Here is a 22,438-nt window from a genome sequence, read left to right on the forward strand (position 1 = left end):
CTTCGAACGTACCGCTGATGACCTGTGGCATCAGCGAGGAAAGAGACCTCCATGGCCTCCCTGCTCGACCAGGTCAACGCGGGTTCGCTCCGCTCCGACCTCCCCGCCTTCCGCCCCGGCGACACCGTGAACGTCCACGTGCGCGTCATCGAAGGCAACCGCTCGCGTATCCAGCAGTTCAAGGGCGTCGTCATCCGTCGCCAGGGTTCGGGCGTCAGCGAGACCTTCACGGTCCGCAAGGTCTCGTTCTCCGTCGGCGTCGAGCGCACCTTCCCGGTGAACAGCCCGATCTTCGAGAAGATCGAGCTCGTCACCCGCGGTGACGTCCGTCGCGCCAAGCTCTACTACCTCCGTGAGCTGCGCGGCAAGGCCGCGAAGATCAAGGAGAAGCGCGACCGCTGAGCTCGGGCTCCCGGCACGCTCTACGCTTCCGAGCCCTCGCACAGGCAGTCCGGATAGGCTCTGCCACCGATGGACACCGAAGCACAGCACACGGAGCGCGACCCCTCTTCCGACACGGAGGACGGGTCGCGCTCCGCGCGCGTTTCCGAGGACACGAACGACACGCGGGACGCGGGCGACATGGCGGACGCCGGGAGTGCGCGGAGCACCTCCTCCTGGCGGCGCACCGCCTTCGTGGGCGCCGCCTGCGTGGCCTTCCTGCTGCTCCTGAGCCACTTCGTGATGCAGCCCTTCCTGATCCCCAGCCGCTCCATGGAACCGACCCTCCAGGTCGGCGACCGGATTCTGGTCAACAAGCTGGCGTACCGTTTCGGCAGTGAGCCGGCCCGGGGCGACGTCGTCGTCTTCGACGGCACGGGGTCCTTCGTACGGGAACAGCCCCGGGGCAATCCCGTCACCGGTCTCCTGCACGACGGGGCGGCCGCCCTCGGGCTCGCCGAGCCCGACGAGACCGACTTCGTGAAGCGGGTCGTCGGCATCGGCGGCGACCGGGTCGTCTGCTGCGACAAGAACGGCCGCCTCACCGTCAACGGCGTCCCCGTCGAGGAGCGTTACGTGATGCTCGGCGACCAGCCGTCCTCCGTGCCCTTCGACATCGTCGTCCCGCAGGACAGGCTCTGGGTCATGGGCGACCACCGCAGCCAGTCCAGCGACTCCCGAGACCACCTCGGCAACCCCGGCGGCGGCATGGTCCCCGTCGACAAGGTCGTCGGCCGCGCCGACTGGATCGCCTGGCCCTTCGACCGCTGGACCACGGTCCAGGAGACCGACGCCTTCGACGCCGTACCCGCCGCTCCGGCCGGCGGGCACGGGACGGCACCCCATGGGTAGCCGGGGCCGGCCGCCGGGCGGCGCCGGCCGCCCCGCCGACCGGGGGCCCGAGCAGGCCCCGGCCCTGCCGGGCCGGGCCGAGCGGCGCAGGCTCGCCCGCAAGGTCAAGCGGCGCCGGCAGCGCTCCGCGATCCGCGAGATCCCCATCCTGATCACGGTGGCCGTCCTCATCGCGCTCGTCCTGAAGACCTTCCTGGTCCAGGCGTTCGTCATTCCCTCCGGCTCCATGGAACAGACGATCCGCATCTCCGACCGGGTCCTCGTCGACAAGCTCACGCCCTGGTTCGGCTCCCGGCCGCAGCGCGGCGACGTCGTCGTCTTCAAGGACCCCGGCAACTGGCTCCAGCAGGAGGCCGCGCCGCCCGCCGACGATCCCATCGGCGTCAAGCAGGCCAAGCAGGCCCTCACCTTCATCGGGCTGCTGCCCTCCGCGGACGACCGCGACCTCATCAAGCGGGTCGTCGCCGTCGGGGGCGACACCGTCCGCTGCTGCGGCAAGGACGGGCGGATCACCGTCAACGGCGTGGCACTCGACGAGCCGTACCTGCATCCCGGCAACGAGCCGTCGACCATCCCCTTCGAGGTGAAGGTCCCGCAGGGCCGCATCTTCGTCCTCGGCGACCACCGCTCCGACTCGGCCGACTCCCGCTTCCACCTCGAGGAGAAGGACCACGGCACCGTCTCCGAGGAGCAGGTCGTGGGCCGCGCCGTCGTGATCGCCTGGCCCGTCGCGCACTGGCGGGGCCTGGAGGAACGGGGGACGTTCGCCGCCGTACCGGACGCCCGTGCGGGTTCCGAGACCGCGCTCGGTCCGTCGCATAGTGTGTCCCAGCGGAATCTGAACGGATTCCCCGGGCTCCCGACCCCTGCGGAACTTCTGCTCGTTATGGGAGTGGTGGGCCTGTCCCTGTTCCGGGGCAGGCGATCGCACGGACTGAGGAGTGGATGTGGGGGATTTGGCCGTCGGCGCACGATCCGGACACGATGAGCCCGACAAGAGGGCCGGCGGGGCCTTCGGCGATGACACGACGGGTGACGACGTGACGGATGACGGGCAGGCGCAGCCGCCGAGCGGCGGGGCACCGGACGGCGGGACGCCGGACGACGGGGACGAGGCGGCGGACGGCTCCGGCCGCGGCCCCAAGAAGCCGCGTTCCTTCTGGAAGGAACTGCCGCTTCTGGTCGGCATCGCGCTCGTCCTCGCCCTGCTGATCAAGACCTTCCTGGTGCAGGCGTTCTCGATCCCCTCGGAATCGATGATGAACACCCTCCAGCGGGGCGACCGGGTGCTCGTCGACAAGCTGACCCCCTGGTTCGGCTCCGAGCCCGAGCGCGGCGAGGTCGTCGTCTTCCACGACCCGGGCGGCTGGCTCGAGGGCCAGGAGACGCCCACGCCCAACGTGGTGCAGAAGTTCCTCAGCTTCATCGGCCTCATGCCGTCCGCCGAGGAGAAGGACCTCATCAAGCGGGTCATCGCCGTCGGCGGCGACACCGTGTCCTGCAAGGAGGGCGGCAAGGTCGTCCTCAACGGCGTGCCGCTGGACGAGACCTCGTACCTCTACCCCGGCTCCGTCCCCTGCCAGGACTCCTTCGGCCCGATCAAGGTCCCCGAGAACCGCATCTGGGTCATGGGCGACAACCGCCAGAACTCCCTCGACTCCCGCTTCCACCAGCAGCTCCCCGGCGGCGGCACCGTCTCCGTCGACGAGGTCGTGGGCCGTGCGGTCGTGATCGCCTGGCCCGTCACCCGCTGGGCCACCCTCCCGGTGCCGGAGATCTTCGACAACCCCGCGCTCAACAAGGCCCTGGGCGCCGCCCCCCTCGGAGCGGCCGGCCTCGCCGGAGCGCTCCCGCTGGTCCTGTGGCGCCGGAAGAAGGTCGCCGCACGGCATACCGCCGAGTAGCGACCCGCGGGTAGGGTGCCGTCCCGGACCGTCGACAGACCAGCGGTCCGCCGACAGACCTACGGGGTGCGCACATGAGCGGAAACATACGGACCAAGGGCGGCCACGGCAGCCTCGGCAGCATGCTGTCGGGGCTGGCCGTGGCCGTCGGCTGTGTGCTCTTCCTCGGCGGCTTCGTCTGGGGAGCCCTGCTCTACCAGCCGTACTCGGTCCCCACCGACTCCATGACCCCCACCCTCGACGTCGGATCCAAGGTCCTCGCCCAGCGCGTCGACGGCGCCGAGGTGCGGCGCGGGGACGTCGTCGTCTTCACCGACCCCCTCTGGGGCAACACCCCCATGGTGAAGCGGGTCGCCGCGGTCGGCGGCGACACCGTCGCCTGCTGCGACCGGGACGGCCGCCTCACCGTCAACGGCGAGCCCGTCGAGGAGCCCTATCTGCGGCCCGGACCCGGCGGCAGGATCATCGCCTCCGGCACGGAGTTCTCCGTGACCGTCCCGGACGCCAACCTCTTCCTCCTCGGCGACGACCGGCACACCTCGCTCGACTCCCGCACGCACATGGAGGAGGCCGGACGTGGTTCCGTGCCCCGCTCCTCCGTGGTCGCCAGGGTCGACGCCGTGGTCTGGCCCGCCAAGGGCCTCCTGGACCGCCCCGAGGGCTTCGCCGGACTTCCCGGCGGGATCTCGGAGCCCGGGCCCGTCATGCCCCTCCTGGGCGCGATCGCGGCCGGAGGGGTCCTGGTCCTCGCCGGGGGAGCGTACGGGCCGGTGGTACGGCGGACGAGCCGGCTGACGAAGCGCCGGCCGACGGGCACGGCTCCCGGGGCGCGGGAGAAGGTGGGTACATGACGGACTCCGCGGCACGGCAGACGCAGGGGCCCGGTGCCGGTGCGATCGATGATCCGGGTACCGGGGCGGGGGCCGGTTCGGGGGCCGGTCCGATCGACGCGTCGGGTGCCGGGCCGCAGGTGGAGGTGCGGCGGGTCGCGCGGGTCGTCCTGCTCGACGCCGACGACCGCGTCCTCCTCCTGCACGGGTACGAGCCCGACCACCCCGACCAGACCTGGTGGTTCACGCCCGGCGGCGGCCTGGAGGGCGACGAGACCCGGCAGGAGGCGGCCCTGCGCGAGCTCGCAGAGGAGACCGGCATCACCGACATCGACCTCGGGCCCGTGCTCTGGACGCGGTACTGCTCGTTCCCCTTCGACGGGCGCCGCTGGGACCAGGACGAGTGGTACTACCTCGCCCGCACCCGGAGGGCCGAGGCCGCGCCCCGGCCGCAGGCCCTCACCGAGCTGGAGAACCGCAGCCTCGCGGGCCTCAGATGGTGGACCTCCGCCGAACTGTCGGCGGCCCGTGAGACGGTGTACCCGACCAGACTCGCCGAGCTGCTGCGCACGCTGCTCGACGAGGGACCTCCGCGTGCACCGGTGGTTCTCGCCCCGGAAATCGTTTAGGGGCGCGTCCGCCTGGCGCACAATAGGGGGACGCACGGCTGAAGGGGAACATGCCATGAGCGCCGAGGACCTCGAGAAGTACGAGACCGAGATGGAGCTGAAGCTCTACCGGGAGTACCGCGATGTCGTCGGGCTGTTCAAATACGTGATCGAGACCGAGCGGCGCTTCTACCTCACCAACGACTACGAGATGCAGGTGCACTCGGTCCAGGGCGAGGTCTTCTTCGAGGTCAGCATGGCCGATGCCTGGGTCTGGGACATGTACAGACCGGCCAGGTTCGTCAAGCAGGTCCGTGTTCTCACCTTCAAGGACGTCAACATCGAGGAGCTCAACAAGAGCGACCTCGAACTCCCCGGCAGCTGACCCGGCCCTGCCGAGCTCACCCGTACGAGTGAGCAGGTTCTCCACAGGTCCTCGGTCGTCCACAGCGCCGCTCGCGATCCCACCACCTCCGTCACAGTCGGTGACGGAGGTGGTACCGCATGAACAGGACCCAAGCGCTCGGACGGTACGGAGAAGAGCTGGCGACCCGCCTGCTCACCGCGACCGGCATGCGCATCCTCGCCCGCAACTGGCGCTGCGGCCGGACCGGCGAGATCGACATCGTCGCCCGCCACGGCGACACCCTCGTCATCTGCGAGGTCAAGACCCGGCGTGACGGTGCGTACGAGCACCCGATGGCCGCCGTCACACCCCGCAAGGCGGACCGGCTCCGACGGCTCGCCGCCTGCTGGCTCGACCGCAGCGGCATCCCGGCCCCCTCCGGCGGGGTCCGCATCGACCTCGTCGGGATCGTCCTGCCCCGCCGCGGCGCCCCGCTCCTCACCCACGCCCAGGGGGTGGCCTGAGATGGGATTCGCCCGCACCTGCTCCGTCGCCCTCGTCGGTGTCGAAGGCGTCGTCGTCGAGGTCCAGGCCGACCTCGAACCCGGCGTCGCCGCCTTCGCCCTGGTGGGACTCCCCGACAAGAGCCTCACCGAGAGCCGTGACCGGGTCCGTGCGGCCGTCGTCAACTCCGGCGCCGAATGGCCCCAGAAGAAACTCACCGTCGGACTCAGCCCCGCGTCCGTGCCGAAGGGCGGATCGGGCTTCGACCTCGCCGTGGCGGCGGCCGTCCTGGGCGCCGCCGAGCGCATCGACCCGCGGGCCATCGCCGACCTCGTCCTCATCGGCGAACTCGGCCTCGACGGACGGGTCCGGCCCGTCCGCGGCATCCTCCCCGCCGTCCTCGCCGCCGCCGACGCCGGGTACCACCAGGTCGTCGTCCCCGAACAGACCGCCGGCGAGGCCTCCCTCGTCCCAGGGGTGTCCGTCCTGGGCGTCCGCAGCCTCCGCCAGCTCATCGCCGTCCTCACCGACGAACCCGTCCCCGAGGAGGAGCCCACCGAGGCCGGCCGGCCCGACGCCATGCTCGCCGGACTCCTCGTCCCCGGCGCCGGCCTCGGCACCGGACTCGCCGCCGACCCCACCGACCCCTCCGAAGGCCCCGACCTCGCCGACGTCGCCGGCCAGCACCGGGCCCGCCGCGCCCTCGAAGTGGCGGCCGCGGGCAGTCATCACCTCCTGCTGTCCGGACCGCCCGGCGCGGGGAAGACCATGCTGGCCGAGCGCCTCCCCGGCATCCTTCCGCCCCTCACCCGGCAGGAATCGCTCGAAGTCACCGCTGTCCACTCCGTCGCCGGCATCCTCCCGCCCGGCGAACCCCTCGTCCGGCGCGCCCCCTACTGCGCGCCCCACCACTCCGCCACCATGCAGTCCCTCGTCGGCGGCGGAAACGGACTCCCCAGGCCCGGCGCCGTCTCGCTCGCCCACCGGGGCATCCTCTTCCTGGACGAAGCCCCGGAGTTCTCGGGGAAGGCGCTCGACGCGCTCCGCCAACCCCTCGAATCCGGGCACGTCGTCATCGCCCGCGCCGCCGGAGTCGTCCGGCTCCCCGCCCGCTTCCTCCTCGCCCTCGCCGCCAACCCCTGCCCCTGCGGACGCCATACGCTGCACGGCGCCGGCTGCGAATGCCCCGCCGCGCTCGTCCGCCGCTACCAGGCACGTCTCTCCGGACCCCTCCTCGACCGCGTCGACCTCCGCGTCGAGGTCGAACCGGTGACCCGCTCCGACCTCCTCGGGCAGGGCGGTCGCGGCGAGACCACCGAGGCCGTCGCCGAACGCGTCCGCGAAGCCCGCGACCGCGCCGCCGCCCGCCTCGCCGACACCCCCTGGAACGTCAACAGCGAGATCCCCGGGCACGAGCTCCGCACCCGCTACCTCGCCGCCCCCGGAGCCCTCGCCACCGCCGAACGCGACATCGAACGCGGACTCCTCACCGCCCGCGGCCTCGACCGGGTCCTCCGCGTCGCCTGGACCGTCGCCGACCTCGCCGGACACGACCGCCCCGACAGCGAGGACATCGCCCTCGCCCTCGAACTGCGCACCGGCATCGCCCGCGGCGTGCCCGTCGGAGCGGGGGACCGGCCATGACCACCCCAGGCCCCGGCCCCGGACCTGACCCGGGCCACCGCGGTTTCGACACCGGCCACCCCGGCACCGGCCCCGCCCCCGGCCGCCTCGGCTTCGACACCGGCCTTGAGCCCGGCCTCCGCCAGGACTCCAGGCCCGGACCCGGCCCCGACAGCGACTCCCGCCCCGGCGTCTCCGGTGCGGACTCCGGGGACGAGCGGCTGGCGCGGGCCGCGCTCAGCCGCGCCGTCGAACCCGGCGACGAGCACGCCGGCCGCTGGCTCCGCCGCTACGGAGCCGTCGGGTTCCTCGACCGGCTCCTCGACACCGCGCCCGCCCGCCGCGCTCCCCGGGGCGAGGGCGACGGCGACCCCTTCCCCGGCACCGGGCCGAAGCGTGTCGCCTCCTGGAGACTCCGCGCCGCCGCCGCCGCCGACCCCGGCCGCGACCTCGCCACCATCCGCGACCTCGGCGGACGCTTCCTCGTCCCCGGCGACACCGAATGGCCCCGGCAGCTCGACGACCTCGCGGACGCCCGCCCCCTCGGCCTCTGGGTCCGGGGCCCTGCCGACCTGCGCGCCTGGGCCCTCCGCTCGGTCGCTCTCGTCGGCGCCCGCGCCTGCACGCCGTACGGCGCCCACACCGCCGCCGACCTCGCCACCGGCCTCGCCCGCCAGGGCTGGGTCGTCGTCTCCGGAGCCGCCTACGGCATCGACGGGGCCGCCCACCGCGGCGCCCTCGCCGCGGGCGGGGCCACCGTCGCCGTCCTCGCCTGCGGCGTCGACACCCCCTACCCCCGCGGCCACGCCCAGCTCATCGATCGCATCACCGAACAAGGGCTCGTCGTAGGTGAGTTGCCACCCCAGAGCCATCCGACCCCGAGCCGCTTCATCCTCCGCAACCGGGTCATCGCCGCTCTCACCCGGGGCACCGTCGTCATCGAGGCCCAGCACCGCAGCGGTTCACTCGTCACCGCACGCGCCGCCGCCCGCCTCGGCCGCCACACCATGGGCGTTCCCGGCCCCGTGACCAGCGCACTCTCCGCCGGCGTCCATGAACTCCTGCGCGGCGACGCCGTCCTCGTCACCGACGCCGACGAGATCGTCGAACTCGTCGGCGAGATGGGCCAGCTCGCCCCGGCGCGCCGAGGACCCGTCCTCCCGCGCGACCTCCTCGCCCCGGCCGCGGCGCACATCCTCGAAGCGGTCCCGGCCCGCGGACCCACCCCCACCACCGTCATCGCCCGTCGCGCCGGAACCACCCCCGACGACACCCTCGCCAAGCTGTACGAACTCCATTCCCTGGGCTTCGTCGAACGGCACGGAGAGGGCTGGCAGTTGACGAACACGACGACTCCCGCCCCGAACGTGCGGCGAGGCGGTACTTGACCTGGAGCATTCGGGTGAAAGGGTGAAGGTGATGAACAATCGAGTTCTCTCGGTCGCACCCGAGGGGCCGACACGCGCCACGGCCCGGGTTCGAAGATGTGGCCGACGGCGTCCACCCGGAGCGGCGCGATCCGCCGATGTTCGCGCACCGCGACCGCGCACTCACGCTACGCTCACCAGAATTCCGTCCAGGACACCCGCACCGACACACCCGACAGCAGAACGGCTCAAGGCAACGCATGCCCCAGCACACCTCCGGGTCTGACCGCGCTGCGGTGCCCCCAGCAGCCCGGGGCACCGTGCGACCACCCGCACCGACCTCCCTCGACGAACTGTGGCGGTCGTACAAGGACACGGGAGACGAGCGGCTGCGGGAACAGCTGATCCTGCACTACTCGCCCCTCGTCAAATACGTCGCGGGACGTGTCAGCGTCGGGCTGCCGTCCAACGTCGAACAGGCCGACTTCGTCTCCTCCGGCGTCTTCGGCCTCATCGACGCCATCGAGAAGTTCGACGTCGAGCGCGCGATCAAGTTCGAGACGTACGCCATCACCCGCATCCGCGGCGCCATGATCGACGAACTCCGCGCCCTCGACTGGATCCCGCGCTCCGTCCGCCAGAAGGCCCGCAACGTCGAGCGCGCGTACGCCACCCTCGAAGCCCAGCTCAGGCGCACCCCCTCCGAGACCGAGGTCGCCGCGGAGATGGACGTCACGCTGGAGGAACTGCACGCGGTTTTCAGCCAGTTGTCCCTGGCGAACGTGGTCGCCCTCGAAGAGCTGCTGCACGTCGGCGGCGAGGGCGGCGACCGGCTCTCCCTGATGGACACGCTCGAGGACACCGCCGCCGACAACCCCGTCGAGGTCGCCGAGGACCGTGAGCTGCGCCGGCTGCTCGCCCGCGCCATCAACACGCTCCCCGAGCGGGAGAAGACCGTCGTCACGCTCTACTACTACGAGGGCCTCACCCTCGCCGAGATCGGCCACGTCCTCGGCGTCACCGAGAGCCGCGTCAGCCAGATCCACACCAAGTCCGTCCTCCAGCTCCGGGCCAAGCTGGCCGACGTCGGACGCTGACCCGGCGCGAGCCGGTCGTACAGTGGAGCCGTGCCCAGGATTCGAGCGGCCTCGGTGGCCGAGCACCGGACGATGCAGCGCGGCGCCCTGCTGGACGCCGCGCGTGCCCTGCTGTCCGAGGGCGGTACGGAGGCGTTGACCTTCCCCGCACTCGCCGAGCGCACGGGCCTGGCCCGTTCCTCGGTGTACGAGTACTTCCGATCGCGCGCGGCGGTCGTCGAAGAGCTGTGCGCCGTCGACTTCCCCGTGTGGGCGGCCGAGGTCGAGGTCGCCATGGACGGCGCGGACACCCCGCAGGGCAAGGTCGAGGCCTACGTCCGCAAGCAGCTGGAGCTCGTCGGCGACCGCCGGCACCGCGCGGTCGTCGCCATCTCGGCGAGCGAGCTCGACGACGGCGCCCGCGAGAAGATCCGCGCGGCCCACGGCGGACTCGTCGCCATGATCGTCGAGGCGCTCGCGGCCCTGGGGCAGTCCCAGCCCCGCCTGGGCGCCATGCTCCTCCAGGGCGTCGTCGACGCGGCGGTCCGCCGCATCGAGCTCGGCGCGGCGGAGAACCCCGAGGAGATCGCCGACGCGGCGGTCACGATGGCCCTCCACGGAGTCAACGGCACCGGGTCCTGACCCCGGGCCCGACCCCGGGCCCGACCGTCCGCGGTCGCTCCCGCCGCCCGGTCACCCCCCGACCGGCAGCAGGCGGGACGGGGTGCGCGGGGTCAGCAGCAGCGGGTTCAGGTACCGGTCGCCTCTGAGCAGGCCCCAGTGCAGACAGGCCTCCGGGCAGTGCGTGCCGGGGGCGACCCGGGCGACCGGAGTGCCCGCCGCGACCCGCGTGCCGGTCCTCACCAGCGGAGTCACCGGGCTGAAGGTGGTCCGCAGCGGGGGAGTGCCCGAGTGCGGCAGGGTCAGGGTCAGGACCCCGCGCCCGCCGACCGGGCCCGCGAAGGTGACCGTGCCCGCGACCGGGGCCACCACCGCGGTGCCCGGCGGGGCGGCCAGGTCGACGCCGCGATGGCCGGCCGCGTACGGCCCCGGCGGCGGCTGCCAGCCGCGGAGGACCTCCGGGATCGGCGGCCCCACCGGCCACAGGAGGCCGAGAGTCAGGATCAGTGTCATGAGGTGCATGGGAGAACGCTCCCCCGCACGTCGGGCGCGCAGGGGTGGCGGACGGTTTCTGTGGACGACCAGCCGGTTGTGGACAGCGCCGTCACCCGCTGCTCCCGGGGTCCCGTACACTTCCTATGGCGACCCGGGTCACCGGGTCGACTTCGCACGCCCCGCCACTACCGTCACCGGCCGTGGCAGCGCCTTTCGGTCCCTTGCGGGCATGGCGCGTCGGGGCGTCAGGAACATAACCGAGAAACCCAAGGAGATACGGCCATGGCCGTCGTCACGATGCGGGAGCTGCTGGAGAGCGGCGTCCACTTCGGTCACCAGACCCGTCGCTGGAACCCGAAGATGAAGCGCTTCATCTTCACCGAGCGCAACGGCATCTACATCATCGACCTGCTCCAGTCGCTGTCGTACATCGACCGCGCCTACGAGTTCGTCAAGGAGACCGTCGCGCACGGCGGCTCCATCATGTTCGTCGGTACGAAGAAGCAGGCCCAGGAGGCCATCGCCGAGCAGGCGACGCGTGTCGGCATGCCGTACGTCAACCAGCGTTGGCTCGGTGGCATGCTCACCAACTTCTCCACCGTCTACAAGCGTCTGCAGCGCCTCAAGGAGCTCGAGCAGATCGACTTCGAGGATGTGGCCGCGTCCGGCCTCACCAAGAAGGAGCTCCTGGTCCTCTCCCGCGAGAAGGCCAAGCTGGAGAAGACCCTCGGCGGTATCCGCGAGATGTCCAAGGTGCCCAGCGCCGTCTGGATCGTCGACACCAAGAAGGAGCACATCGCCGTCGGTGAGGCGCGCAAGCTCCACATCCCGGTCGTCGCGATCCTCGACACCAACTGCGACCCCGACGAGGTCGACTACAAGATCCCGGGCAACGACGACGCGATCCGCTCCGTCACCCTGCTCACCCGCGTGATCGCCGACGCCGTCGCCGAGGGCCTCATCGCCCGCTCCGGCGCCGCGACCGGCGACTCGAAGCCGGGCGAGAAGGCCGCCGGCGAGCCCCTCGCCGAGTGGGAGCGCGACCTGCTCGAGGGCGAGAAGAAGGCCGACGACGCGGCCCCCGAGGCTGCCGAGGTCCAGGCCTCCGCCGAGACCGAGAAGGTCGCCGACGCCGAGGCCGCCGACGCCCCGGCCGAGGCCGCCGCCGAGGCTCCGGCCGCGGACGCCGAGCAGGCCTGACCTTCAGGACCTTCGGGTGGACGGCGGGGGCCCACGAAGCCCCCGCCGTTCACCCGTGGACCCGCCCGATCTTTCAGACTTCGAGAGAGAAACAGACTCATGGCGAACTACACCGCCGCTGACGTCAAGAAGCTCCGCGAGCTCACCGGCGCCGGCATGATGGACTGCAAGAAGGCCCTCGACGAGGCCGACGGCAACGTCGACAAGGCCGTCGAGGCCCTGCGCATCAAGGGCCAGAAGGGCGTCGCCAAGCGCGAGGGCCGCTCCGCCGAGAACGGCGCCGTGGTCTCCCTCATCGCCGACGACAACACCTCCGGCGTCCTCGTCGAGCTGAAGTGCGAGACGGACTTCGTCGCCAAGGGTGACAAGTTCCAGGCCGTCGCCAACCAGCTGGCCGCGCACGTCGCCGCGACCGCCCCGGCCGACATCGAGGCGCTGCTCGCCTCCGAGATCGAGGCCGGCAAGACCGTGCAGGCGTTCGTCGACGAGGCCAACGCCAACCTCGGCGAGAAGATCGTCCTGGACCGCTTCGCGCAGTACGCCGACGGCTTCGTCTTCGCGTACATGCACCGCACGATGCCGGACCTCCCGCCGCAGATCGGTGTCCTCGTCGAGTTCGACAAGGCCGACGCCGCCGTCGCCAAGGGTGTCGCCCAGCACATCGCCGCCTTCGCGCCGAAGTACCTCACCCGTGAGGACGTCCCGGCCGAGGTCGTCGAGACCGAGCGTCGCGTCGCCGAGGAGACCACCCGCGCCGAGGGCAAGCCCGAGGCCGCGCTCCCCAAGATCGTCGAGGGTCGCGTGAACGGCTTCTTCAAGGACGCGACGCTGCTCGGTCAGCCGTACGCCCTTGACAACAAGAAGTCCGTCCAGCAGATCCTGGACGAGGCCGGTGTCACCCTGAAGCGCTTCACCCGCATCAAGGTCGGCATCTGAGTCCGTACGCGAACGCGACGGACACCGGACCCCGGTAGGGTCTGAGGCAGTCGTCCGCGCACGCGCAGGACGACCGCAGATCTGACGAGGAGGCCATTGCCGTACGGGAAACCGCGAGGACCCAAGGCAATGGCCTCCTTCGTATGTGCACGAGGAGATCTCCATGAACCAGGGCGCCGTACAGGGCGACGACAACAACGGCAAGAAGGCCGGCCGCTACATGCTGAAGCTGTCCGGAGAAGCCTTCTCCGGCGGTACCGGCCTGGGCGTCGACCCCGACGTCGTGCACGCCATCGCGCGTGAGATCGCGGCCGTCGTTCGCGACGGCGCGGAGATCGCGATCGTGATCGGCGGAGGCAACTTCTTCCGCGGCGCCGAGCTCCAGCAGCGCGGCATGGACCGGGCCCGATCCGACTACATGGGCATGCTCGGCACCGTGATGAACTGCCTCGCCCTCCAGGACTTCCTGGAGAAGGAGGGCATCGACTCCCGCGTCCAGACCGCCATCACCATGGGCCAGGTCGCCGAGCCGTACATCCCGCTGCGCGCCGTGCGCCACCTGGAGAAGGGCCGTGTGGTCATCTTCGGTGCGGGCATGGGCATGCCGTACTTCTCCACGGACACCACCGCCGCCCAGCGCGCCCTGGAGATCGACGCCGAGGCGCTCCTCATGGGCAAGAACGGCGTGGACGGCGTGTACGACTCCGACCCGAAGGCGAACCCCGACGCGGTCAAGTTCGACGCACTGGAGTACGGCGAGGTGATCTCCCGCGACCTCAAGGTCGCCGACGCCACCGCCATCACCCTGTGCCGGGACAACAACCTCCCGATCCTCGTCTTCGAACTGCTCACCGAGGGCAATATCGCTCGCGCGGTGAAGGGTGAGAAGATCGGCACGCTCGTGAGCGACCAGGGCACCCGGGCCTGACCCGAACCGGGGAACCGCCCCGCAAGGGGATGGACAGAGCCCTGCCGGTCGTACACCGTGCAGGACACAACGCGACGACACGCAGGAGCATGTGGTGATCGAAGAGACCCTCCTCGAGGCCGAGGAGAAGATGGAGAAGGCCGTCGTGGTCGCCAAGGAGGACTTCGCCGCGATCCGCACCGGCCGTGCGCACCCGGCGATGTTCAACAAGATCGTGGCGGACTACTACGGTGCCATCACCCCCATCAACCAGCTGGCGTCCTTCTCCGTCCCGGAGCCGCGGATGGCCGTGGTGACCCCGTTCGACAAGAGCGCGCTGCGCAACATCGAGCAGGCGATCCGGGACTCGGACCTCGGCGTCAACCCGAGCAACGACGGCAACATCATCCGGGTGGTGTTCCCCGAGCTGACGGAGGAGCGCCGCCGGGAGTACATCAAGGTCGCCAAGGGCAAGGCCGAGGACTCGAAGATCTCGATCCGCTCGGTCCGCCGCAAGGCCAAGGAGACCATCGACAAGCTCGTCAAGGACGGCGAGGTCGGCGAGGACGAGGGCCGCCGCGCCGAGAAGGAGCTCGACGACACCACCGCGAAGTACGTCTCGCAGGTGGACGAGCTGCTCAAGCACAAGGAAGCCGAGCTGCTCGAGGTCTGATGAACGACTCTTCCTGGGGGGCCCCGGCCGGTTCCGGCCGTGGGGGACCCGACCAGGGGCCCGTCCCGGCGGGTCCCGCATACGATCGGCAGCAGGCGGCGCAGACTCGGCCCATGCCCATCGTGCCCGACGTTCCCGGCGGCGGATTCCAGGACGATCACGGTCGGGGGGCCGCTCACCAGAGCGGTCCCCTGTTCCGCGACGAGACGCCGCACGAGCACCCGCAGGAGCCCATGCCCAGCCCCACCCCGCCTCCGCCGCCCGCGCCACGGCAGAAGAAGAGCGCGGGGCGCAATCTGGGCGCGGCCATAGGGGTCGGGGTCGGCCTCGGGGCCGTCATCATCGCCTCGCTGTACGTCTGGGCTCCGGCGTTCATCGGGGTGATAGCGGTCGCCGTGGTGGTCGGGCTCTGGGAGCTGACCTCCCGTCTCCAGGAGCGCAAGGGCATCAAGGCTCCGCTGGTGCCGCTCGCGGTCGGCGGTGCGGCGATGGTCGTCGCCGGCTACGTACGGGGGCCCGAGGGCGCCTGGGTGGCGATGGCGCTCACGGCGCTCGCGGTACTCGTCTGGCGGATGACGGAGCCTCCCGAGGGCTATCTGAAGGACGTCACGGCGGGTGTGTTCGCGGCGTTCTACGTGCCGTTCCTCGCGACGTTCGTGGCGCTGATGCTCACCGCCGACGACGGCCCGGAGCGGGTGCTGACGTTCCTGGTGCTGACCGTGGTCAGCGACACGGGCGCGTACGCGATCGGCTGGCGCTTCGGCAAGCACAAGCTGGCGCCGAGGATCAGTCCCGGAAAGACCCGCGAGGGCCTGCTCGGGGCGGTGGCCTTCGCGATGGCGGCGGGCGCGCTGTGCATGCAGTTCATGATCGACGACGGCGTCTGGTGGCAGGGTCTGCTGCTGGGTCTCGCGGTGGCGGCGAGCGCGACGCTCGGCGACCTCGGCGAGTCGATGATCAAGCGGGACCTGGGCATCAAGGACATGGGCACCCTGCTTCCCGGACACGGCGGGATCATGGACCGGCTGGACTCGCTGCTGCCGACGGCTCCGGTCGTGTGGCTGCTGTTCGTGATCTTCGTCGGTTCGACCTGATCCGTACGCGTGTGCCGCAAGGGCCCGTCACCCTCCTGGGTGGCGGGCCCTCGTGCGTGGGGGCGCGTAGGACCGCAGGTGTGGACGCCGTCGCCGAGCCGAAACCATCCCGCACGGTGACAATACGGTCATGGCATCCACGGCAGGCGCCGGCGGCGCACCCGCGGGGACGCGGCTCGTCCTGCTGACGCTCGCGGCGGGCCAGTTCCTGATGGCCCTCGACAGCTCCGTCATGAACGTGGCGATCGCGACCGTCGCCGACGACGTGGGCACGACCGTGACCGGCATCCAGGGCGCCATCACCGCGTACACGCTGATCATGGCGATGTTCATGATCCCCGGAGGCAAGGTCGGGGTGCTGATCGGACGCCGGCGCGCGTTCATGATCGGCTGCGTGATCTACGGCTGCGGATCGCTGACCACGGCGCTCGCGCCGAACCTGCCCGTGCTGCTGTTCGGCTGGTCGTTCCTCGAAGGCATCGGGGCGGCGCTCATCCTGCCGTCGATCGTGGCGCTCGTGGCCGGCAACTTCCCCACCGAGGGCCGGGCGGCGGCGTACGGCATCGTGGCGGCCGCGGGTGCCGTGGCCATCGGGCTCGGACCGCTCATCGGCGGCATCGCCACGACCTACTTCTCCTGGCGCTGGGTCTTCGCCGGCGAGGTCCTGGTCGTGCTCGTCATCCTGGTGTTCGCCCGCCGCATCGCCGACGCCGGCGAGGAGGCGCACCCGCGCATCGACCTCGTCGGCGCCGCCCTGTCCGCCGCCGGGCTCGGGATCTTCGTCTACGGCGTCCTGCGCTCGGACGAATGGGGCTGGGTCCAGCCCAAGGCCGACGCGCCCGCGTGGCTCGGGGTGTCGCTGACCGTGTGGCTGATGCTGGCGGGTCTGCTCCTGGTGTACGTGTTCCTCCGCTGGGAGGCCCGGCTCGTGGAGCGGGGCCGGGAGCCGCTCGTCGACCCCGCCATGCTGCGGAACAAGCAGCTCACCGGCGGTCTGACGATGTTCTTCTTCCAGTACCTCGTACAGATGGGCGTCTTCTTCGTCGTCCCGCTCTACCTGTCCGTGGCGCTCGGTCTGTCCGCGCTGCAGACGGGCGCCCGGATCCTGCCGCTCTCGCTGACACTGCTCGCCGCCGCGGTCCTCATCCCGCGCCTCCTCCCCGACGTCTCGCCGCGCCGGGTGGTACGGATCGGGGTGGTGGCGCTGCTCGCCGGCGCGGTCGCGCTGATGGCCGCACTGGACGCGGAGGCGGGGGCCGAGATCGTCACCGTCCCGCTGCTGCTGATCGGGTTCGGGATGGGGGCCCTGGCCTCGCAGCTCGGATCGGTCACGGTCTCCGCGGTCCCCGACCGGCAGAGCGCGGAGGTCGGAGGCATCCAGAACGCCGTCACCAACCTCGGCTCCTCGATGGGCACGGCGCTCGCGGGCTCCCTGATGATCGCCGCGCTCACCACGTCGTTCCTGGGCGCGGTGGAGCGGAACCCGGCCGTCCCGGCCGAGGTGAAGAGCCAGGCCGTCGTCGAGCTGCAGAGCGGCGTCCCGTTCCTCTCGGACGCCCAGCTGACGGCCGCCCTCGACGAGGCGGGCACCAGTGAGCAGGTGTCCCAGGCCGCCCTGGAGGCCAACGAGACCGCCCGCCTGGACGGCCTGAAGGCAGCCCTCGCGATCCTGGCCGGCGCGTCCGTCGTGGCCCTCTTCTTCACCCACCGCATCCCCCGCACCCAGCCCCGCTCACCCACCCCCTGAGGCGGCGAACCGGGCCACGGGCGCGCGTCTGCGACACTGGTACCACCATGCCCAAGCCCGGAGAACTCACTTTCGTCGCCCCCCGCGGAGCCAAGAAGCCGCCGCGGCACCTGGCCGACCTCACGCCCGCCGAGCGGAAGGAGGCCGTCGCCGCGATCGGCGAGAAGCCGTTCCGCGCCAAGCAGCTGTCCACCCACTATTTCGCGCGGTACGCGCACGATCCCGCCGAGTGGACGGACATCCCGGCCGCCTCGCGGGAGAAGCTGGCCGGGGAGCTGCTGCCCGATCTGATGTCCGTGGTGCGGCACATCTCGTGCGACGACGACACCACCCGTAAGACCCTGTGGCGGCTGCACGACGGCACGCTCGTCGAGTCGGTGCTCATGCGCTACCCGGACCGGGTGACCATGTGCATCTCCTCGCAGGCCGGCTGCGGGATGAACTGCCCGTTCTGCGCGACGGGGCAGGCCGGGCTCGACCGGAACCTGTCGACCGCCGAGATCGTGCACCAGATCGTGGACGGGATGCGGTCGCTGCGCGACGGGGAGGTGCCCGGGGGGCCGGCGCGGCTCTCCAACATCGTGTTCATGGGCATGGGCGAGCCGCTCGCCAACTACAAGCGGGTCGTCGGTGCCGTCCGGCGCCTCACCGACCCCGAGCCGGACGGCCTCGGGCTCTCGCAGCGCGGGATCACCGTCTCCACCGTCGGGCTCGTGCCCGCGATGCTGCGGTTCGCCGACGAGGGCTTCAAGTGCCGGCTCGCGGTCTCGCTGCACGCCCCGGACGACGAGCTGCGGGACACCCTGGTGCCGGTCAACACGCGCTGGAAGGTGCGTGAGGTCCTGGACGCCGCCTGGGAGTACGCGGAGAAGTCCGGCCGCCGGATCTCCATCGAGTACGCGCTCATCCGGGACATCAACGACCAGGCCTGGCGTGGTGACCTGCTGGGCCGGCTGCTCAAGGGGCGTCGGGTGCACGTCAACCTGATCCCGCTGAACCCGACGCCGGGTTCGAAGTGGACGGCGTCGCGTCCGGAGGACGAGAAGGCCTTCGTCGAGGCGATCGCCCGCCACGGCGTGCCGGTGACCGTCCGGGACACCCGGGGCCAGGAGATCGACGGTGCCTGTGGACAGCTGGCGGCCGCCGAGCGCTGACCTTGTACTCTGAGGTCGAACACATCTCCATATTCCGACAGGGGAGCGCCACAGCGCTGAGAGTGCGGTCACCGTAGGACCGCAGACCCTCTGAACCTTGCCCAGGTCATTCTGGGTAGGAAGTTCGGTCGTTAACTCAAGCTGTTGCGCCCTGCCCGCGTCCGGTCCGCCGGTCGTGGGCAGGGCCGCGTCTCTTCCTGGTCACACCCAGGAGGAATCTCAGTGAGCACCAATCCGGTGAGCATCAAGAAGGCCGCCGCCGCCGCGCTCGTCGCGGCGCTGGGCGTCACCACCCTCGCCGCCTGCGGCACGGAGGACGTCCGCGAGGCCGCGGGCAAGTCCGGCGCGCCCGCGCCGAAGACCGTGACCCTCGTGAGCCACGACTCGTTCAACGCCTCCAAGGAGGTGCTGGCCGAGTTCACCCGGCAGACCGGCTTCACCGTCAAGGTGTTGAAGAGCGGCGACGCGGGCGAGGCCGTCAACAAGGAGATCCTGACCAAGGGCTCCCCGCAGGGCGACGTCTTCTTCGGCGTCGACAACACCCTGCTGTCCCGCGCCCTCGACAACGGCATCTTCGTGCCGTACGCGGCGAAGGGCCTCGACCGCGTCCCGGCCGCGTACCAGCTCGACAAGGAGCAGCGGGTCACGCCGATCGACTCCGGTGACATCTGCGTCAACTACGACAAGAAGTACTTCGCCGACAAGAAGCTGGCGCCGCCGGTGACCTTCGACGACCTGGCGAAGCCGGCGTACCGGAACCTGCTCGTCGTCGAGAACCCCGAGCGGTCCTCCCCGGGCCTGGGCTTCCTCCTCGGTACGGCCGCGAAGTACGGCGACGACGGCTGGCAGGACTACTGGAAGAAGCTCAAGGCCAACGGCGTGAAGACCGTCGACAGCTGGGAGCTCGCCTACAACCAGGAGTTCTCCGGCTCGGCCGGCGGCAAGCAGGCCAAGGGCGACCGTCCGCTCGTCGTGTCGTACGCCTCCAGCCCGCCGGTCGAGGTGCTCTACGGCGAGCCGCAGCCGAAGACGGCCCCCACCGGGGTCTCCACCGGGACCTGCTTCCGGCAGACCGAGTTCGCGGGCCTGCTGAACGGCGCGAAGAACCCCGAGGGCGGCAAGGCGCTGATCGACTTCCTGATCTCGAAGAAGTTCCAGGAGGACATGCCGCTCCAGATGTTCGTCAACCCGGTGGCCAAGGACGCGGCCCTGCCCGAGCTGTTCACGAAGCACGGCGTGGTGGTCGACAAGCCGGAGACCATGGCGCCCGAGAAGATCGCCGAGAAGCGTGACCCGTGGATCCAGCAGTGGTCGTCGCTCGTTCTGAAGTAGTCCCCGACCGCCGGGGAAGCGCGGCGCGGCTCGGCCTGATGGCCGTGCCCGTCGCCTTCTTCGCGCTCTTCTTCGCCTGGCCCGTCGTCTCGATCGTCGAGCGCGGGCTCCGGGTCGACGGGGCGTGGCAGTTCGGGCGGTTCGGCGAGACGCTGAGCCGGCCGGAGATCCTCGACGTCCTGTGGTTCACGCTCTGGCAGGCGCTCGCCTCCACCGGTCTCACCCTGCTGATCGCGCTGCCCGGCGCGTACGTGTTCGCGCGGTTCGAGTTCCGCGGGAAGGTGCTGCTGCGCGCGGTCGTCACCGTGCCGTTCGTGATGCCGACCGTCATGGTCGGTACGGCCTTCCTGGCGCTCGTCGGGCGCGGCGGTCTCCTGGACGAGCTGTGGGGCGTACGGCTCGACACCACGTTCTGGGCGATCCTGATCGCCCATGTGTTCTTCAACTACGCCGTGGTCGTCCGGACCGTCGGCGGCCTGTGGGCGCAGCTGGACCCGCGGCAGGAGGAGGCCGCCCGGGTCCTCGGCGCGTCCCGCTGGCGGGCGTGGCGGACGGTGACCCTGCCGGCGCTCGCCCCCTCGGTCGCCGCGGCGGCGCTGATGGTCTTCCTGTTCACGGCGAGCTCCTTCGCCGTCGTCCAGATCCTCGGCGGATCCACGTACTCCACCCTGGAGACGGAGATCTACCGGCAGACGGTCGTCCGCTTCGACCTGACGACGGCGGCCGTCCTCACCCTGGTGCAGTTCGTCGCCGTGGGCGTCGTCCTCGCCGTGCACGCCCGGACGGTCCGCCGCCGGGAGACCGCGCTGCGGATGGTGGCGCCCGAGGAGACGGCCCGCCGGCCCCGGGGCCTCGGCCAGTGGGCGCTGTTCGGGGCCGTCCTGCTCTCCGTCGTCCTGCTGATCGTGCTGCCGCTCGGTGTGCTCGTCGAGCGGTCCTTCGCCACCTCCCACGGCTACGGGTTCGACTACTACCGGGCGCTGCAGACCCCCGACCCCTCCGGCACCTTCCTCGTGCCGCTGCTCGACACGATCGGGAACTCGCTGCGGTACGCGGTCGTCGCCACCCTGATCGCCCTCGTCATCGGCGGGCTCGCCGCGGCGGCGCTGACCAGGCGCGCCGGTCGGCTCGTCCGGGGCTTCGACGCGCTGCTCATGCTGCCGCTCGGGGTGTCGGCGGTGACCGTCGGCTTCGGCTTCCTCATCACGCTCGACGAGCCGCCGTTCGACCTGCGGGCCAGCTGGATCCTGGTGCCGCTGGCGCAGGCGCTGGTCGGTGTGCCCTTCGTCGTACGGATGATGCTGCCGGTCCTCCGGGCGGTGGACGAGCGGCTGCGGGAGGCGGCGGCGGTGCTCGGCGCCTCGCCGTGGCGGGCCTGGCGGGAGGTGGACCTGCCGCTGGTGCGGCGGGCGCTGCTGATCGCCGCCGGGTTCGCGTTCGCCGTCTCGCTGGGCGAGTTCGGCGCGACGGTCTTCATCGCCCGGCCCGACAGCCCGACCCTCCCGGTGGCGGTGGCCCGGCTCCTCGGCCGGCCCGGCGAACTCAACTACGGCCAGGCGATGGCCCTCTCGACGATCCTCATGGTGGTGTGCGCGGTGTCCCTGCTGCTCCTCGAACGGCTCCGGACCGAACGCACCTCGGGGGAGTTCTGATGCTGGTACTCGACGGGGCGACCGTGCGGTTCGGGGAGCGGGCCGCGCTCGACGCCGTGGACCTGGAGGTCGCCGACCACGAGATCGTGTCCGTGCTCGGGCCGAGCGGCAGCGGCAAGTCCACGCTGCTGCGGGCCGTGGCCGGGCTGCAGGCCCTCGACGGCGGGCGGGTGCTGCTCGGCGGCGCCGACCAGCGCGGGGTGCCGGTGCACCGGCGGGGCGTCGGGCTGATGTTCCAGGACCACCAGCTGTTCCCGCAGCGGGACGTCGGCGGCAACGTCGCCTTCGGGCTGCGGATGCGGGGTGCGGGGAAGGCCGAGCAGGCCGAGCGGGTGGCGGAGCTGCTCGACCTCGTCGGCCTGCCGGGCGCCGGGCGACGGTCCGTCGCCGCGCTCTCCGGCGGTGAGCAGCAGCGGGTGGCGCTGGCCCGCGCGCTGGCGCCGCGGCCCCGGCTGCTGATGCTCGACGAGCCGCTCGGCCAGCTCGACCGGGGGCTGCGGGAGCGGCTCGTCGTGGAGCTGCGGCAGCTCTTCGGGCGGCTCGGTACGACGGTGCTCGCGGTGACGCACGACCAGGGCGAGGCGTTCGCGCTGGCCGACCGGGTGGTGGTCATGCGGGACGGGCGCATCGCCCAGTCGGGTGCACCCGTCGAGGTGTGGTCGCGGCCGGCCTCGGAGTTCGTGGCCCGCTTCCTGGGGTTCGACAACGTGGTGGCGGCGCGGGTGACCGGGCCGGTCGCGGAGACCCCCTGGGGGAAGGTCCCGGTGCCGGACGGTTCGCCGCAGGGCGAGCGGCGGCTCCTGGTCCGGCCCGGCGGGGTGCGGCTCGTGCCCGCCGAGAAGGGGCCGGCCTGGACGGTCGAGTCCCGGACGTTCCGGGGCGGCCATGTGGCCGTACGGCTCCGCCCGGAGGACGGCCCGCCGCTGGACGCGGAGCTTCCGCTCCGGGAGGCGCCGGGCGAGGGCGCCGCGGTGGGTGTGGAGTTCCGGGCGGAGGACGTGGTGGTGCTGGGGGACGACATTCCGTAGCGGGTGCGATGAGTTTCCCGGTCCGGTGGAGTCTCCTTGGTGTCCGTC

Annotated in this window: 23 protein-coding genes; 22 read left to right on the forward strand and 1 reads right to left on the reverse strand. The window is 71.5% G+C overall.

Translation table 11 applies throughout. The features are described 5' to 3' along the window. Positions 1-51 precede the first annotated feature (51 nt). The 12 genes from rplS to AMK27_RS26375 all read left to right on the forward strand — a co-directional run bounded on the left by rplS (position 52) and on the right by AMK27_RS26375 (position 10,193). Positions 52-402 (forward strand): 50S ribosomal protein L19, encoded by a 351-nt coding sequence (rplS, locus tag AMK27_RS26320; protein WP_015036473.1) that lies wholly within the window; start codon positions 52-54, stop codon positions 400-402. A 69-nt stretch (positions 403-471) separates the two neighbouring features. Then, a complete protein-coding gene (lepB, locus tag AMK27_RS26325; RefSeq protein WP_073912914.1) occupies positions 472-1,293 on the forward strand; it encodes a signal peptidase I in 822 nt (273 codons plus the stop codon). Further along, entirely contained in the window at positions 1,286-2,281 is a 996-nt protein-coding gene (gene lepB / locus AMK27_RS26330) for a signal peptidase I (protein ID WP_073912917.1), read from the forward strand. Before lepB (AMK27_RS26325) ends, lepB (AMK27_RS26330) begins: the two co-directional genes overlap by 8 nt. Next, complete coding sequence (lepB, locus tag AMK27_RS26335; protein WP_073912920.1) at positions 2,250-3,197, forward strand: signal peptidase I; 948 nt, start codon at positions 2,250-2,252, stop codon at positions 3,195-3,197. The genes lepB (AMK27_RS26330) and lepB (AMK27_RS26335) overlap by 32 nt, the downstream gene beginning before the upstream one ends. A gap of 74 nt (positions 3,198-3,271) precedes the next feature. After that, positions 3,272-4,048: a signal peptidase I gene (gene lepB, locus AMK27_RS26340; protein WP_073912922.1), complete on the forward strand. Its 777-nt coding sequence runs from the start codon at positions 3,272-3,274 to the stop codon at positions 4,046-4,048. After that, complete coding sequence (locus tag AMK27_RS26345) at positions 4,045-4,656, forward strand: NUDIX hydrolase (protein ID WP_241847606.1); 612 nt, start codon at positions 4,045-4,047, stop codon at positions 4,654-4,656. The genes lepB (AMK27_RS26340) and AMK27_RS26345 overlap by 4 nt, the downstream gene beginning before the upstream one ends. Positions 4,657-4,711: 55 nt before the next feature. After that, positions 4,712-5,020 carry a DUF2469 domain-containing protein gene (locus AMK27_RS26350; protein ID WP_005311352.1) on the forward strand — a complete coding sequence of 103 codons (309 nt, stop codon included), beginning with the start codon at positions 4,712-4,714 and terminating at the stop codon, positions 5,018-5,020. A 119-nt stretch (positions 5,021-5,139) separates the two neighbouring features. Continuing rightward, positions 5,140-5,505, forward strand: coding sequence for a YraN family protein (locus tag AMK27_RS26355; protein WP_073912925.1), 366 nt, complete (start codon positions 5,140-5,142; stop codon positions 5,503-5,505). A 1-nt stretch (position 5,506) separates the two neighbouring features. Next, a complete protein-coding gene (locus tag AMK27_RS26360; RefSeq protein ID WP_073912928.1) occupies positions 5,507-7,129 on the forward strand; it encodes a YifB family Mg chelatase-like AAA ATPase in 1,623 nt (540 codons plus the stop codon). After that, a complete protein-coding gene (gene dprA, locus AMK27_RS26365; RefSeq protein WP_241847607.1) occupies positions 7,126-8,496 on the forward strand; it encodes a DNA-processing protein DprA in 1,371 nt (456 codons plus the stop codon). Before AMK27_RS26360 ends, dprA begins: the two co-directional genes overlap by 4 nt. Before the next feature lie 239 nt (positions 8,497-8,735). Continuing rightward, on the forward strand, positions 8,736-9,572 hold the full coding sequence (gene whiG / locus AMK27_RS26370) for an RNA polymerase sigma factor WhiG (protein WP_030325654.1): 837 nt from the start codon (positions 8,736-8,738) through the stop codon (positions 9,570-9,572). 72 nt (positions 9,573-9,644) lie between these two features. Then, complete coding sequence (locus AMK27_RS26375) at positions 9,645-10,193, forward strand: TetR/AcrR family transcriptional regulator (protein ID WP_073913260.1); 549 nt, start codon at positions 9,645-9,647, stop codon at positions 10,191-10,193. Between the two features lie 51 nt (positions 10,194-10,244). Here the strand turns inward: AMK27_RS26375 and AMK27_RS26380 are convergent, their stop codons facing one another. Then, complete coding sequence (locus tag AMK27_RS26380) at positions 10,245-10,685, reverse strand: murein hydrolase activator EnvC family protein (RefSeq protein ID WP_338014333.1); 441 nt, start codon at positions 10,683-10,685, stop codon at positions 10,245-10,247. A 264-nt stretch (positions 10,686-10,949) separates the two neighbouring features. Between AMK27_RS26380 and rpsB the strand changes: the two genes are divergently transcribed. The 10 genes from rpsB to AMK27_RS26430 all read left to right on the forward strand — a co-directional run bounded on the left by rpsB (position 10,950) and on the right by AMK27_RS26430 (position 22,390). Continuing rightward, positions 10,950-11,867 (forward strand): 30S ribosomal protein S2, encoded by a 918-nt coding sequence (gene rpsB, locus AMK27_RS26385; protein WP_073912934.1) that lies wholly within the window; start codon positions 10,950-10,952, stop codon positions 11,865-11,867. A 99-nt stretch (positions 11,868-11,966) separates the two neighbouring features. Further along, the gene (gene tsf, locus AMK27_RS26390; RefSeq protein WP_073912937.1) at positions 11,967-12,803 is read left to right on the forward strand and encodes a translation elongation factor Ts; all 837 of its coding nucleotides are present in this window, start codon (positions 11,967-11,969) and stop codon (positions 12,801-12,803) included. Between the two features lie 163 nt (positions 12,804-12,966). Beyond that, positions 12,967-13,731 (forward strand): UMP kinase, encoded by a 765-nt coding sequence (gene pyrH / locus AMK27_RS26395; protein ID WP_015036487.1) that lies wholly within the window; start codon positions 12,967-12,969, stop codon positions 13,729-13,731. 94 nt (positions 13,732-13,825) lie between these two features. Next, positions 13,826-14,383: a ribosome recycling factor gene (frr, locus tag AMK27_RS26400; RefSeq protein WP_030322321.1), complete on the forward strand. Its 558-nt coding sequence runs from the start codon at positions 13,826-13,828 to the stop codon at positions 14,381-14,383. Further along, the gene (locus AMK27_RS26405) at positions 14,383-15,477 is read left to right on the forward strand and encodes a phosphatidate cytidylyltransferase (RefSeq protein WP_073912940.1); all 1,095 of its coding nucleotides are present in this window, start codon (positions 14,383-14,385) and stop codon (positions 15,475-15,477) included. Before frr ends, AMK27_RS26405 begins: the two co-directional genes overlap by 1 nt. 130 nt (positions 15,478-15,607) lie before the next feature. After that, entirely contained in the window at positions 15,608-17,224 is a 1,617-nt protein-coding gene (locus AMK27_RS26410) for an MFS transporter (RefSeq protein WP_073912943.1), read from the forward strand. 47 nt (positions 17,225-17,271) lie between these two features. Further along, positions 17,272-18,378, forward strand: coding sequence for a 23S rRNA (adenine(2503)-C(2))-methyltransferase RlmN (gene rlmN, locus AMK27_RS26415; protein WP_073912946.1), 1,107 nt, complete (start codon positions 17,272-17,274; stop codon positions 18,376-18,378). Positions 18,379-18,615: 237 nt separating this feature from the next. Beyond that, on the forward strand, positions 18,616-19,710 hold the full coding sequence (locus tag AMK27_RS26420; RefSeq protein ID WP_073913263.1) for a thiamine ABC transporter substrate-binding protein: 1,095 nt from the start codon (positions 18,616-18,618) through the stop codon (positions 19,708-19,710). 38 nt (positions 19,711-19,748) lie between these two features. Next, positions 19,749-21,362 carry an ABC transporter permease gene (locus tag AMK27_RS26425; protein WP_073912949.1) on the forward strand — a complete coding sequence of 538 codons (1,614 nt, stop codon included), beginning with the start codon at positions 19,749-19,751 and terminating at the stop codon, positions 21,360-21,362. Continuing rightward, entirely contained in the window at positions 21,362-22,390 is a 1,029-nt protein-coding gene (locus tag AMK27_RS26430) for an ABC transporter ATP-binding protein (RefSeq protein WP_073912952.1), read from the forward strand. The genes AMK27_RS26425 and AMK27_RS26430 overlap by 1 nt, the downstream gene beginning before the upstream one ends. Positions 22,391-22,438 lie beyond the last annotated feature (48 nt).

The sequence above is a fragment of the Streptomyces sp. CB02009 genome, from assembly GCF_001905825.1.
Classification (GTDB): domain Bacteria; phylum Actinomycetota; class Actinomycetes; order Streptomycetales; family Streptomycetaceae; genus Streptomyces.

Coding starts and splice junctions, on each gene's coding strand:
- AMK27_RS26360 (WP_073912928.1), top strand. CDS start 5,507: ATGGGATTCGCCCGCACCTGCTCCGTCGCCCTCGTCGGTGTCGAAGGC.
- tsf (WP_073912937.1), top strand. CDS start 11,967: ATGGCGAACTACACCGCCGCTGACGTCAAGAAGCTCCGCGAGCTCACC.
- AMK27_RS26355 (WP_073912925.1), top strand. CDS start 5,140: ATGAACAGGACCCAAGCGCTCGGACGGTACGGAGAAGAGCTGGCGACC.
- AMK27_RS26345 (WP_241847606.1), top strand. CDS start 4,045: ATGACGGACTCCGCGGCACGGCAGACGCAGGGGCCCGGTGCCGGTGCG.
- lepB (WP_073912917.1), top strand. CDS start 1,286: ATGGGTAGCCGGGGCCGGCCGCCGGGCGGCGCCGGCCGCCCCGCCGAC.
- AMK27_RS26350 (WP_005311352.1), top strand. CDS start 4,712: ATGAGCGCCGAGGACCTCGAGAAGTACGAGACCGAGATGGAGCTGAAG.
- AMK27_RS26410 (WP_073912943.1), top strand. CDS start 15,608: ATGGCATCCACGGCAGGCGCCGGCGGCGCACCCGCGGGGACGCGGCTC.
- rpsB (WP_073912934.1), top strand. CDS start 10,950: ATGGCCGTCGTCACGATGCGGGAGCTGCTGGAGAGCGGCGTCCACTTC.
- rlmN (WP_073912946.1), top strand. CDS start 17,272: ATGCCCAAGCCCGGAGAACTCACTTTCGTCGCCCCCCGCGGAGCCAAG.
- AMK27_RS26380 (WP_338014333.1), bottom strand. CDS start 10,685: ATGACACTGATCCTGACTCTCGGCCTCCTGTGGCCGGTGGGGCCGCCG.
- AMK27_RS26430 (WP_073912952.1), top strand. CDS start 21,362: ATGCTGGTACTCGACGGGGCGACCGTGCGGTTCGGGGAGCGGGCCGCG.
- pyrH (WP_015036487.1), top strand. CDS start 12,967: ATGAACCAGGGCGCCGTACAGGGCGACGACAACAACGGCAAGAAGGCC.
- AMK27_RS26405 (WP_073912940.1), top strand. CDS start 14,383: ATGAACGACTCTTCCTGGGGGGCCCCGGCCGGTTCCGGCCGTGGGGGA.
- rplS (WP_015036473.1), top strand. CDS start 52: ATGGCCTCCCTGCTCGACCAGGTCAACGCGGGTTCGCTCCGCTCCGAC.
- AMK27_RS26425 (WP_073912949.1), top strand. CDS start 19,749: ATGGCCGTGCCCGTCGCCTTCTTCGCGCTCTTCTTCGCCTGGCCCGTC.
- lepB (WP_073912914.1), top strand. CDS start 472: ATGGACACCGAAGCACAGCACACGGAGCGCGACCCCTCTTCCGACACG.
- AMK27_RS26375 (WP_073913260.1), top strand. CDS start 9,645: ATGCAGCGCGGCGCCCTGCTGGACGCCGCGCGTGCCCTGCTGTCCGAG.
- whiG (WP_030325654.1), top strand. CDS start 8,736: ATGCCCCAGCACACCTCCGGGTCTGACCGCGCTGCGGTGCCCCCAGCA.
- dprA (WP_241847607.1), top strand. CDS start 7,126: ATGACCACCCCAGGCCCCGGCCCCGGACCTGACCCGGGCCACCGCGGT.
- lepB (WP_073912922.1), top strand. CDS start 3,272: ATGAGCGGAAACATACGGACCAAGGGCGGCCACGGCAGCCTCGGCAGC.